The 12455-nt window shown below is 62.5% G+C and carries 7 protein-coding genes and 3 pseudogenes; 7 read left to right on the top strand and 3 right to left on the bottom strand.

The window, feature by feature from the left end:
* Positions 1-518 precede the first annotated feature (518 nt).
* The 7 genes and pseudogenes from NED97_RS21330 (at position 519) to NED97_RS21300 (ending at position 9375) form a co-directional block, all read left to right on the top strand.
* Positions 519-1916 carry an NAD-dependent succinate-semialdehyde dehydrogenase gene (locus NED97_RS21330; RefSeq protein ID WP_252490804.1) on the top strand — a complete coding sequence of 466 codons (1398 nt, stop codon included), beginning with the start codon at positions 519-521 and terminating at the stop codon, positions 1914-1916.
* A gap of 175 nt (positions 1917-2091) precedes the next feature.
* The gene (locus NED97_RS21325) at positions 2092-3702 is read left to right on the top strand and encodes an acetolactate synthase large subunit (protein ID WP_382207849.1); all 1611 of its coding nucleotides are present in this window, start codon (positions 2092-2094) and stop codon (positions 3700-3702) included.
* 613 nt (positions 3703-4315) lie between these two features.
* Entirely contained in the window at positions 4316-4588 is a 273-nt protein-coding gene (locus tag NED97_RS21320) for a class I SAM-dependent methyltransferase (protein ID WP_252490802.1), read from the top strand.
* 232 nt (positions 4589-4820) lie between these two features.
* Complete coding sequence (locus tag NED97_RS21315) at positions 4821-5171, top strand: hypothetical protein (RefSeq protein ID WP_252490801.1); 351 nt, start codon at positions 4821-4823, stop codon at positions 5169-5171.
* A 93-nt stretch (positions 5172-5264) separates the two neighbouring features.
* Positions 5265-6137, top strand: coding sequence for a DMT family transporter (locus NED97_RS21310; RefSeq protein WP_252490800.1), 873 nt, complete (start codon positions 5265-5267; stop codon positions 6135-6137).
* Between the two features lie 861 nt (positions 6138-6998).
* A complete protein-coding gene (locus tag NED97_RS21305; protein ID WP_252490799.1) occupies positions 6999-7964 on the top strand; it encodes a transcription initiation factor IIB in 966 nt (321 codons plus the stop codon).
* Between the two features lie 78 nt (positions 7965-8042).
* Positions 8043-9375 (top strand): annotated as a pseudogene (locus NED97_RS21300) (metallophosphoesterase).
* Positions 9376-9546: 171 nt separating this feature from the next.
* On the opposite strand, the pseudogene NED97_RS21295 reads toward NED97_RS21300, so the two are convergent.
* From NED97_RS21295 to NED97_RS21285, 3 genes and pseudogenes are all read right to left on the bottom strand, one after another.
* Positions 9547-11057, bottom strand: a pseudogene (locus NED97_RS21295) (MATE family efflux transporter).
* The gene (locus NED97_RS21290; protein ID WP_252490798.1) at positions 11054-11698 is read right to left on the bottom strand and encodes a TetR/AcrR family transcriptional regulator; all 645 of its coding nucleotides are present in this window, start codon (positions 11696-11698) and stop codon (positions 11054-11056) included. The pseudogene NED97_RS21295 and the gene NED97_RS21290 overlap by 4 nt, the downstream one beginning before the upstream one ends.
* A gap of 311 nt (positions 11699-12009) precedes the next feature.
* Positions 12010-12333 (bottom strand): annotated as a pseudogene (locus NED97_RS21285) (gamma-glutamyltransferase); the annotation flags it as partial.
* Positions 12334-12455: the final 122 nt, after the last annotated feature.

Here is a 12455-nt window from a genome sequence, read left to right as displayed (position 1 = left end):
GTAGGTATCTTATCCCAACGATATCGCGAACCGGTACGATCATAACCGTATACATATCATAACTAGAGTCATATATACGGAAAAGAGAGGGACGAGATCCAGTCGAATTCCGGGCGATCGCACACGAGTCCGTTCCTCGCGAGCGATACAATATTTTTCGTTCGCCCGTAACCGCGCTAGAGGCGCTCGTGCGGGATACCTGATTCGCGTACGTGCTCCTGAGGACACAAGTAAGACACGATTAGAGGCGTCAAATATACCGTTTTCGAGTTCTATAAAACGCATTCCGAATCAATCAATTCGGTGCTGGTGTCGAATCCGTAATCGGATTGACGACGTTGTCGATCGTCGCTCCCTTACTGTCGGCCGCGATCGAGAATGCCCCGGCGGAGCTCACGAGACTCGAGACTGTGTGCCTCGTTGGAATATTCGAAGAGCGCAATCCGATTGCCGGGAACAGCTCTTTGTCGTTCGTTACCGTACTACCGGAAACGCGCGGCGCGTTGGTGATACTGCCAATGAAGAGTACCAATCCAGCGACCGACGAGGTAATCGAAACGTACGACGACCACACGGCGGACGACGTCGACTCCATTCTCGAGGACGCGGTTTCGGCCTCGGAATCGTGGGCGGAGACGAATATCACCGAACGTCAGCAGCTTCTCGAGAACGCCGGCGAGATCCTTCGCGACCGGCAGGACGAGTACGCCGAGTTGATGAGCCGAGAGATGGGTAAGCCGATCGACGAATCCCACTCCGAACTCGAGAAGTGCGCGTGGGTCTGTGACTTCTACGCCGAGCGTGCGGACGAGTTCCTCGCCGACCGCGTAATCGGCAGCGAGCCGAACGCGAAGACGTTCGTCTCCTACGAGCCGCTGGGAGCCGTCCTCGCGGTGATGCCCTGGAACTTCCCGTTCTGGCAGGTGTTTCGCTTCGCCGCGCCGCACCTGACTGCCGGCAACGTCGGCCTGCTCAAACACGCCTCGAACGTACCGGGCTGTGCGCTCGCGATCGAGGAGATCTTCCGCGACGCGGGCTATCCCGAGGGCGTCTTCTCGACGCTGCTGGTCGGCTCCGACGCGATCGAGGACGTCGTTCGAGACGACCGTCTCGACGCGCTCACCCTGACGGGGAGCGAGGGTGCCGGGCGCGCCATCGCCGAACAGGCCGGCAACGAACTGAAGAAACACGTCCTCGAACTCGGCGGGAGCGACCCGTTCGTCGTCCTCGAGGACGCCGACCTCGACGCGGCGGCCGAAACCGCGGCCACGGCGCGGACGATCAACTCGGGGCAGTCCTGTATCGCGGCCAAGCGGTTCATCGTCGCCGACGAGGTCTTCGACGAGTTTCTCGACCGCTTCGTCTCGGAGATGGAGGCCCTCGAAATCGGCGATCCGATGGAGTCCGGCACCGAAATCGGTCCGCAGGCGCGCGAAGATCTCATGGAGGACGTTCACGAGCAGGTCGAGGCGAGCGTCGAGGCGGGGGCGACCCTCGAGTGCGGCGGCGAACCCCTCGACCGCGACGGCTGGTACTATCCGCCGACGGTGCTCGCCGAACCGCCGATGGACAGTCCCGCGGCCGAGGAGGAGGTCTTCGGACCGGCCGCGGCCGTCTTCCGCGCCGCCGACGAGGAGGAGGCGATCGAGATCGCGAACGACATCCACTACGGACTCGGCGGCTCGATCTGGACCGAGGACCTCGATCGCGGGGAGCGGATCGCCCGCGAGATCGAAGCCGGCTGCGTGTTCGTCAACGAACTCGTCAAGTCCGATCCTCGACTCCCGTTCGGCGGCGTGAAGGCGTCCGGGTACGGTCGCGAACTCGCCAAGGAGGGGATCCACGAGTTCGTCAATCGAAAGACCATCTGGGTGCAGTCCGCCGGCGAGGGCGACGACGTTCCCGCAACCGAGTAAGCGTCTCGAGCGGTTCGATCCCGTTTTCTGGAGGTGTTTCATCTCGCCGATCGAGACCGTTCTGCTCGCCGCCCCATCCGGTAGCCGGCTCCGTGGCCGATTTCCGAGGGATGACTCCGCTCGGGGTACAGGTAGGAAAACTCGTCCTCTCGACTCTCGAGCGGGTGGTAGAATCATGTACCGCAAGGTAGTCGAGAGAAACGTGCCACTAGCATCCGATCTACTCGTCGACTGCCTCGAGGTCGAGGGTGTCGAGTACGTCTTCGGTCTCCCGGGCGAAGAAATCGAGGAACTGCTGTTCTCGCTCCGGGACTCTCCGATCACCTTCGCTCCGACCCGACACGAACAGGGAGCGGCGTTCATGGCCGACGTTTACGGCCGGCTGACCGGCGACGCGGGCGTCTGCCTCTCGACGCTGGGGCCCGGCGCGACGAACCTCATCACCGGCGTCGCCGACGCACAGCTAGACAAGAGTCCGCTCGTCGCGATCACGGGCCAGGGCGGTCGCGAACGGCTGCACAAGGAGAGCCACCAGGCACTCGACGTGATCGACGTGTTCGAGCCGATCGTCAAGTGGAACGCCCAGATTGCAGACCCCGAGATCGTCTCCGAATCGGTCCGCAAGGCGTTCAAGCTCGCCGAGTACGAGAAGCCGGGCGCGACCCACCTCGAGTTCCCCGAGGACGTCGCTCGCGAGGAGACCGACGCCGAGCCGATTCCTATCCGCGATCAGGTGCGCCGGCCGGATCCGGATCCCGAGTCGGTCGAGCGAGCCGCGACGCTACTCGAGGAGGCCGAGCGACCGATTCTGCTCGCGGGTAACGGCGCAGTGCGAACCCGCGCGGCCGACAGCATCCGTGCGCTCGTCGACCGCCTCGAGATCCCCGTCGTCGCGACGTACATGGGCAAGGGCGCTATCTCCGACCGCGAGCCGACCTCGCTGATGACGCTCGATTCGGGTCCGGACGGCGAGGCGGCTCGCGCGGTCGAGCGGGCGGACTGCGTCGTCGCGGTCGGGTACGATATCGCCGAACACGATCCGGAGGGATGGAATCCGAACCTCGAAAAGACGATCGTTCACGTCGACCACGAGCCCGCAGAGGTCTACCGCCACTACAACCCCGACGTCGAGATCGTCGCGGACGTCGGCGCGACGCTCAGGGCGATCGACGAGCGGCTCTCGTCGGACGCCTCTGCACTGTGGTGCCGCGAGCTACACGACCAGTTGCTCGAGGCGGTGACGAAGCCGCCCGAAGAGAGCGATCCGATCACCGTCAGAAACGCGCTCCCGCTGTTGCGGGAGGCCATGGCCGACGAGGACGTCCTCGTCTCGGACGTCGGCAGTCACAAGATGGCGATCGCACAGTCGTTTCCGGTGTACGATCCGAACACCTGCATCGTCTCGAACGGACTGGCGAGTATGGGAATCGCCGTTCCGGGTGCGCTCGCGGCGGACCTCGCGGTCGACGCCAACGTCGTCGCGGGAACCGGCGACGGCGGCTTCCTGATGAACGCGGCGGAGATCGAAACCGCGACTCGACTCGACTGCGGCTTCACGGTCGTCGTGTTCAACGACGACGATTACGGCCTCATCTCCGAACAGCAGGTGACACACCGTGGCGAGCATACCGGGACCGAACTCGCGAATCCGGATCTCGTGACGTTCGCCGAGAGCTTCGGAATCGAGGCCTATCGTCCCGGAACGTGGAACGAGATCGAACGGGCCTTCTCGGAAGCGGTTCCATCGGACGAACTGGCGCTGATCGAACTCCGCCTCGGAGATTGAGGGCCGCTCCGCGGGGAGGATCGAGCGGTAGGCACACCGAACAGGAGCGTCACTCCGTGGGCGCCGAGCAGGAGGAACCCTAGCGCGATCGTAACGCGTTCGCCGTCGGGCGTCAGTCGTTCGAGTGAGCCGATCAGCTGTTCGACTGCGAACAGGTGGCGTCGACGAGAAGTTAGACTATCAAACTCTTGGCTGATGGCGGTCGTAGGCGGGGAATACGGCACTTACGGTCCAGTCGAAACCGACGAACGGTTAGCCGCTCGCCACGTACGTACGACGAGGTGAGAAACGTGAGTACTAGCGCGTGGATCGTCCGAGATACGGGGAGCGGAAAAGAACGGGAGTTCGACTCCCGAGGCGAGGCCGAGGGCGCGATGGACGAGCTCGAGGATCTCGGTATGGACGTCGAACTCGTGCCGCCGAGTCCGTCCGATCCCGATCCGGTAACGCCCGAGGTTATCGATGCCGACGCGGCTGCTGATACCGACGCCGTCGACCCGACGGCGTACGAGCTTCGGACCGGTCGATCTCCGACGACCCGCTCGAGTGGGTTCCCGGCGAATTCATCGACGAGATCGACGGCACGCAGGCGATCAACCGGAAGGGTTTCGAAGTGCTCTCGCACTTCTACGATATCGACGTCGAGACGGACGTCCTGGTCTCGCCCCACGAAACGGAGTTCACCTACTGTCAGGTGAAGGCCGCCGCCACGATGCCCGACGGTCGTCGGTGCGAGGCGCTCGGCAGTGCACACGTCGACCGGGGCGACGACTCGGTCTTGCTGCTCGAGTTAGCCGATACGAGAGCGCGCAAGCGGGCGCTCTCCATCGCAACCGGCGTCGGTGCCGTGGCGGTCGCGGAGCTCAAGAACGAGTTGGACCGGTGAGCGACTCACGCCGCCGCACACTCCTTTCGTCGGATCGGCAGCGTGCGACGTTGGACGTCTCGCCCGGCGTCGCTCGATAGCGATCCGCCGCGCCCTGCACGGTGTCGTACGCCCGTCTGACTGACGTTTTTGAGGCCGAGTCTGGATACGGACTCTATGGAGGCACCATCGACCACACCCGTATCGTCCCTCGTCGATCACCGACTACCGCCCTTCCGGAGGCGATAGCACCATGCTCACGACACAACCCGCGGTGAGCCGTTCGCTCGCGGTCGTCGCACGCGTGAAGACGTGGCCAGCGTACCTTCTGGCGGTGTGTTTTCCGGGCGTCGGACACTGTTACACCCGTCAGTGGATGCGCGGTCTCAGCTGGGCAGTACTGTACGCGGCTGCGCTCGTCTTCCTCAGCACCGGGACGCTCCTCGTCGACGGCACGGTCGTCGAACCGCTCGTGATCACCATCGTTCGGCTCGAGGGCGTGACGTTCATCGACGTGGCCGTTCCACTCGCCGTGCTCGTCTGCAGTGTGATCGACCTCTATACGCGCGTTGCACTCGTCGACGCCGCTCCGGTTTCGCAGTGATGGCGTCGCGTCCGCTCGCGATAGGCGGCTGGTGAGTTCCGAGTGATCACTCGATCGAACGACTGATGTATCGGACATTCCTCCAGCCGAGTAATGGACGCTGGTGTCGGCTTTGCGATCGTTGCAGCCTTCGTCTGGGGCTTCTACATTTACGTGCTGAAGCGGTCGTTTTCCGGCTATCCGCCGGCGGCACTAACTGTGCTCCTCAACGCGTTCGCGATCACCTGGTACCTTCCGGTCGTGATCACGCAGACGGAGTTCTCGAGGAACCTGTTCGATGGCATGGGTCTCTTCGAACTGGGTATCGTCGCCCTCACAGTGGTCATGACCGCCGTCGCGTTCGTGTTGTTCCTGCAGGCGATCGACGACGGAGACGTTTCGTACGTGGCGCCGATCAACAAGATCGTCCCGATGTTCGTCCTCCCGCTCGAGATCGTTTTGCTCGGCCAATTTCTCACACGGCTACAGGTCGTCGGTGTCCTCGTCGCGACGCTCGCGGTGTACGTCGCGAACTACGACCCTGGCGGGTTCTTCCAGCCGTTCATCAAGGCTGCACGCTCACGGCCCGCACAGCTCGCGTTGCTGAGTGCGATGTGCTACGCGGTCAGTGACCTCGGAAAACGGGTCTCGCTACAGGAACTCGCCATCCCGGGAACGCTCTGGGTCCCGATACTGCTGTTCGGCGTCGCGGTCGTTCTCTTCCCGAGCGCGGTCAGAAATCCGCCGACGGCGATTCGAGGGGACCTTCCCAAACTGGCCGCCGGGGGCGCGATCGTCGCGCTCGGCGAGCACGTAACGACGCTCGCATTTGCAGTGCTGCCGGCGAGTATCGCCTCTCCGATCATCAATACGCAGGCGATCATCGCCGTCGTTCTCGGCGGGATCCTCCTCGGCGAGCGATACTTTCGACTTCGGCTCGTCGCTGCCGTCCTGGCTGTCGTCGGAGTAGCGCTCATCGCAGTTTGACATTCCTGTGGTCCGGCGGCCGCGGTACGTTTAACGTCAAACCCACGACTCTTCACAGGATCGCTGAAGAACCCGACGCTTCCGTTATCTCCGTCTCGAATCACCTCCCAGTTCCGAAAAACTGGACGTTACTGAGGGATCTATGATCTCGTTGAAATCCCCTTGCACAGCCGTGATTTTGTCCGAAGCAGATATTTCATGCGCGCGCGTACCTTTTTCGCCTCGGGATTCCTCGTGGTTCGAGAGACCTTCGGTCTCTCGTCATCACGAGACGGCTTCGCCGTCTCGAACGACTTCGATCGGAACCTCGGTTCCGCGCTGGGCCCAAAAATCTACGCTAAAAGGGCCGTCTTCGCGGACTTTGTCCGCTTCGGCGGGAAGCCACTCACTTTGTTCGCGGATGCTGGCTGTGGGGCCTCTCTTGTAGTCGCCACTGAAAGTCGGTGCACACCAAATCGCACGACGGGAGCGCGGGTCGGAGCGAGCGAAGCAAGCGAGAACCGCGGACAGTGCGATCGGTGTGGAACCCGTTTCAGTGGTTACTATAGCCGTCCGTAACACGACCGGTGGATAACCGTCACCACCAAAGAGGCTCGACTCTGCTGTTGAGCCCTCTCCGCGCTCGATCCGCGGACCGGACCGCTCGAGGGGATACAGTTCTCGAACGACACCTCGGTGAACACGCATCGATTCTCAGCGAGCGTGCGAGCGTCGAAGCCGGCCCGGTATCGTCTCATAGACGGATTTAAGTAGGATCAACAGTCTCATTTTATCGGTATAGAAGCCGTGCGTATTCAACTCTTTACCTGGCCGATTGCTCCAAGTATTTAACCGTCTCGGGCGACTTTCTACAGTTGACTGATGAAACGCCCGACTCGCCAGCGGGAGAAGGAGGATGAGACAGAACGGGAAACAACTGAGCAGAAGGGTGTTCAGACCTGTCCAGAATGTGATTCGAGCACACTCATTAGGAGCTCGGACGGGAGCGAAATTAGCTGTGAAGACTGCGGGCTGATCCTCGAGGAGGAGGCTATCGATCACGGACCCGAGTGGCGGGCGTTCAATCAATCGGAGCGGGACAGCAAATCCCGCGTCGGGGCGCCAACGACCCAGACGATGCACGATAAGGGTCTCACCACGACGATCGACTGGAAGAACAAAGACGCCTACGGACGCTCCCTCTCCTCGGAGAAACGGAATCAAATGAGTCGGCTGCGCAAGTGGCAGGAGCGCATTCGGACGAAGGACGCTGGCGAGCGAAACCTTCAGTTTGCGCTCTCCGAAACCGATCGAATGGCCTCCGCCCTGGGCGTTCCCCGGTCCGTCCGAGAAGTTGCGAGCGTGCTCTACCGACGCGCGCTCAAGGAGGACCTCATCCGTGGACGCTCGATTGAGGGCGTTGCCACGAGCACGCTGTACGCGGCCTGTCGTATGGAGGGGATCCCGCGGTCGCTGGACGAAGTCGCGGCGGTCTCGCGCGTCGATCGGATGGAGATCGGTCGCACGTACCGATACATCTCGCAGGAGCTCAGTCTCGAGATGGAACCCGTCGATCCGAAGAAGTACGTGCCTCGCTTCTGCTCCGAGCTTGAGCTTTCCGAAGAAGTACAGTCGAAAGCGAACGAAATCATCGAGACCACCGCCGAACAGGGGATGCTGTCGGGCAAATCACCGACCGGATACGCCGCGGCTGCAATCTACGCGAGCGCACTCCTGTGCAACGAGAAAAAGACACAGCGGGACGTCGCCGACGTCGCCCAGGTAACCGAGGTCACCATCCGGAACCGATATCAGGAACAGATTAGCGCGATGGGCATTCACGAGTAACGCTAACCAGTTGTTCGGACGACAGGAATCGACGGAGAAGACAATACCTTTTTGAGATGGCCGTAAGGTCTGGAGACGATGGGCAACGACACCGATGATCGGGTCTATTACGTAATCAGTGACCTTCACATCGGCGGTGACGAACAGCTCGAAGAGGTCGAGTTTATCGAAGAACTACTCGCGTTTCTCGAGCGCCTGGAGACAACTGACGAGAACGCCGAGTTGATCATCAACGGTGACGCGTTCGGGCTCTGGGAGTTTACGAAGTCCCAGGGTATCGAGAAGTTCGACGTGCTCGAAGAAACGTATCCGAAGCTGTTCGAACAGTTCCGTGCGACCGGCGAGAATATTCCGATCACGCTGTTGCCGGGCAATCACGACCACGAACTCGCGGCTTACGACGAGTACGTGGAGCGATTCGCTGCGTACAACGTCGATCTCATCCAGGACCAGTCGATCTCTCGGCCGGTCGGCGAGCAGGCGATCCACTTCGAGCACGGCCACCAGCAGGATCCCAACAACCAGATCGAGGATTGGGGGAATCCCCACGCGACGCCGCTCGGCTACTACTACAACACCCTCGTGACGAGCCGGGCGGGCCAAGCCCGATCGCGGGCGGTACAACTGGCTGAAGGACGTTCAAGCGGTCACGCCGACCGAACGGATGCCGGTCTGGCTCCTCTCGAAGTACTTCTACCGCGAGATGAACCCGCTGCTGCGCTACTCGCTGGTTCCCTTCTTGCTGTTGTTCAACGTGAGTGCGATCCTCGCCGTGCTGGCGGGATTGGACGTCCTGGGTATCTGGTCGGCGCCGGTCGACCGAACGGAAGCGTTTCTCGGCCAGTTCGGCAGGGCCGGCACGGCAGCCTGGTTCTTCCTCGCGCTCAACGCGTCCGTCGCCGGCCTGCTGTTGCTCGTGGGCATCCCGTTGTACTTCATCCGACGGGACATTCGGAAGACTGTCGACCGCTTCGGGATCTTCGAGACCGATCTGACCGTCGATCCCGAAGCACCGTACGAAGAATCCGCTCGCGAAACCTTCGCCGATCAGCCGGAGACGACGATCTTCTGCTACGGTCACACCCACCGACCGTCGATTCAGGAGACCGACGGGGGGATACTGGTCAACACCGGAACGTGGCTGAAGCGACTCCACCGTCGGGACGGGATTATCGGCATCCTGCCGCCCGTGTTCTATCCGTCCTACCAGCTTGCTGCCGTTCGCATCGCCGCCGAACCGGCGGGTGTGACGGTGGACTACGAGCGGATCACGAAGCCGAGTCCTGCAACGGAGGAACTCACACGCACCGAGCGCTTTTTCACCGTCGGCCGGGAGCCCGAACCGGAACTGCCCGACCGCTACGTCGTGGAAACGGAGGAGAGAGTTCCCGTTCCAGAAACTGCCGAGTGAGCGGTCGATGTCGGTTGAAAACCGCTCTTGCCGGCCGAGATCGGACTGCCCTCACGAAATTCAACCGTTCGATCTTCCCTTCAAACCGGAAAATGCGCAATTCAAGCGCTTCAAAAGACCGTTTTGACGCGATGAGGCGCTCAAACGCGCTCCTCCACTCCGTCCGAGGAGTTAGTCGTCCTCGAACCCGTCACTCACTGGCGTTGCGTGATCTCCCGCGTCGATCTCCGGCTCCGGGTCAGCTCCTTCCTCGATCACGCTGTCGGTCCAGGTTCCCCGGAGGAGGTACAGCCCGGCGAGAACGACGATGACGACGTTCGTCAGGGCGTCGCCGATGAAGACGCCGGTGGCGCCCATTCCCAGGGGCTCGGCGAGACCGTAGGCGAGCAACGGGCGGAGAACGATGAAGCCGATAATCGCGAATCCCATCGCGATCCGGGTGCTGCCGCTGCCGCGGAACGCGCCCTGCACGATGTAGAAAACCCCGAGGAAGACGAACGAAAGGGAGATGATACGCAGATACTCGGCACCGATCGCCGTCACTTCGGTTGCACCCGATCCAGTGATGAAGACACCGATAATCGGATCGGCGAGAACGTAGACGAAGACGCTGAAGAGGAGAAAACAACCGGCGACGAGTCCGGCCGCGGCGTACACACCGCGTTTGGCGCGGTCGGCCTGCCGGGCGCCGAGGTTCTGTCCGACGAGAGTCTCGACGCCGCGGGCGAGTCCGAGCGCCGGCAGCACGACCATCGACGTGATGCGGGTCCCGATACCGTAGCCGGCCACCGCCGTCGGGCCGGCCAGCGCGACCAGCGCGGTGAGGATCGTCACGCTGAACGCCTTGGTGCTGATCTCGATGCTCGCGGGCGTCCCGATCGTAACGAGCTGTTTGACCGTCTCCATCCGGAGCCGAAAGTCGCTCCGGGTGAGCTGGATGCCGACCGATCCCGAGAGCAGCAGCCAGATTCCGATCCCAGCGGCGAGCCCGCGCGAGAGAATCGTCGCGAACGCCGCGCCCTGCACAGCCCAGCCGTCGAACCCCGTGAGCGCGAACAGGAGGCTTCGAGCGCCTCGAGGCCGAACCACGCGAAGACGACGTTATCCTGGAATCCGAGGATGAAAAACGGATCGATGACGACGTTGAGCGCGACGCTGAACGTCATGAGGTACAGCGGCGTCCGCGTATCACCCCAGCCCTGAAGCAGCGACTGAAAGACGAAGAACGCGAAGATGAACGGCATTCCGACGAACTCCGTCCGGGTGTACGCGAGGGCGTACTCGTATTCCAGGGTCCCCGATTCGGCACCGATGAGCCGGAGCATCGAGGGCGTGAGGAAAAACCCGACGACGGCGATGAGCATCGAGAGCAGGAAGACGAACGTGACCGTCTGGCCGGCGACCCGGCTGATCCCGTCGAGGTTGCCGGCGCCCTTGTTCTGGGCGACGAGCACCGTCCCCGCGACGTTGAAGCCGATCCCGAAGCTGATCACCAGGAAGATGATCGCCCACGAGAACGACAGCGCGGAGACGCCCGCCTGACCGAGGCGCCCGACCCAGAACGTGTCGGCGAGGTTGTAGCCGACCATCAGCAGGTTGGTGAGGACGATCGGCACCGAAAGGACGATCAGCGGCCACACTAACCCCCCGTCGACGACGTTGACCGAGCGATCCCGGCTCACTCGATCGCCTCCAGTTCGACGTCCGGTGCGAGTAGACGAGACTCGACGTAGGCTCGCAGCTCTTCTCGGACGGCCGCGGTCCGCTCGGTGTCGGTCGTCGCTTCCTCCTGCATCGCGCCGTGGATCGACGAGAGCACCATCGCGGCCGCCCGTTCCGGATCGACGTCCCGGAAGACGCCCTCTTCGATTCCGCGGCGAACGACCGTGGCGAGTCGCCGACGGAAGAATCGGTCGTTCCGGGTGAAGTGCTCGCGGTAGGCCTCGTCGGTCGCAGCCTGCGCTCGCAGCTCGACCATCGCGGCCCTGAACTCCGCCCGCTCGGAATCGAGGTCCGTCGGGAGCGCGTGGTCGAGGATCGCCTCGAGGTGTTCGCGGGCGTCACCGTACTCGCGATCCGGGATCGTCGCCTCGAAGCGCTCGAGCATGAACGAGAGGAACTCGAGCAAGAGCGCGTCCTTTCCGTCGTAGTGGTGATAGAGGAGCGACTTGCTCTTCGGGAACTCGTCGCCGATTCGCTGGATCGTCAGCCCGGCGTAGCCGTGTTTACGGAGCGCCCGGTAAGTGGCCTGCATGATGGCCTCTCGGGTGCTAGCTGGCTCGTCCTCGAAGAGGTCCATCGATCCCATTGGTTGAACGTTCATTCACCTCGGACGGGCAAGACGGTTGTGATCGTTCCACGCGTCAACAGAGCCTCGATCGGGTCGGGTCAGTTTCGACCGGGAACGCTGACGCTGTACTGATCCCGATTGCGTTTCGGTGTGCAGAGGACATCAACCGTCTCCGTGGCCCAATCGTTTTTCCGATTTGCTCGATCACCTGTCTCAGCTAATTCCCCAGTTCCGTAGCCTGTGACGTTCCACTCCGTAGTTCGTTAGTCGCTCTGTCCACGTCCACGGCAGCCTCCCCGATCAAACCCGACGGTTTGACCGTCACGGGCCGGGTCGACCCCCGATTAACTCGTCGCCGTCGGTCTTGATGGTCTGGGCGTTTCCGTGGGTCTGGGCGTTGCCTCAGACCTGTCCCACTCCGCCGTTTGCTCGCGCGCAGCGTCGGGGACGCCCGTTTCGTATCCGATCGGTGGGTAGTCAGTCGTGTTGATACTCGGCTCCTCGATTGCGTCCAACGGATCGAGGTCGTAGGCGATCCCGTGGAGAATGGCGTGGGCAGTCGTTGTAATGATCTGGAGTCCGCCTGGCGAGCCGGCGGTGTTGACCGGTTCGCCAGTCTGCATGACGATGGACGGACTCATATTGCTTAGCGGCCGCTTCCCCGCTTCAACCGTGTTTGGCCCTCACCAATGCGGGAGGCAGTTCACCTGGCCCGCGAACGCTGACGGCCGCGTCCGTCGACCGCAGCGAACGGGTTCGCCCGGCGGCCAGCAGTGACGGAGTCGGATCA

This window comes from Natronococcus sp. CG52 (genome assembly GCF_023913515.1).
Taxonomy (GTDB): Archaea; Halobacteriota; Halobacteria; order Halobacteriales; family Natrialbaceae; genus Natronococcus; species Natronococcus zhouii.
The sequence above is the reverse complement of the archived record's forward strand: the minus strand, read 5'-3'. Positions and strand labels throughout refer to the sequence as shown.

What these genes read in the sequence shown, in the direction of transcription:
- NED97_RS21330 (WP_252490804.1), top strand. Translation starts at nt 519, where the DNA reads ATGAAGAGTACCAATCCAGCGACCGACGAGGTAATCGAAACGTACGAC.
- NED97_RS21325 (WP_382207849.1), top strand. Translation starts at nt 2,092, where the DNA reads ATGTACCGCAAGGTAGTCGAGAGAAACGTGCCACTAGCATCCGATCTA.
- NED97_RS21315 (WP_252490801.1), top strand. Translation starts at nt 4,821, where the DNA reads ATGCTCACGACACAACCCGCGGTGAGCCGTTCGCTCGCGGTCGTCGCA.
- NED97_RS21310 (WP_252490800.1), top strand. Translation starts at nt 5,265, where the DNA reads ATGGACGCTGGTGTCGGCTTTGCGATCGTTGCAGCCTTCGTCTGGGGC.
- NED97_RS21305 (WP_252490799.1), top strand. Translation starts at nt 6,999, where the DNA reads ATGAAACGCCCGACTCGCCAGCGGGAGAAGGAGGATGAGACAGAACGG.
- NED97_RS21290 (WP_252490798.1), bottom strand. Translation starts at nt 11,698, where the DNA reads ATGAACGTTCAACCAATGGGATCGATGGACCTCTTCGAGGACGAGCCA.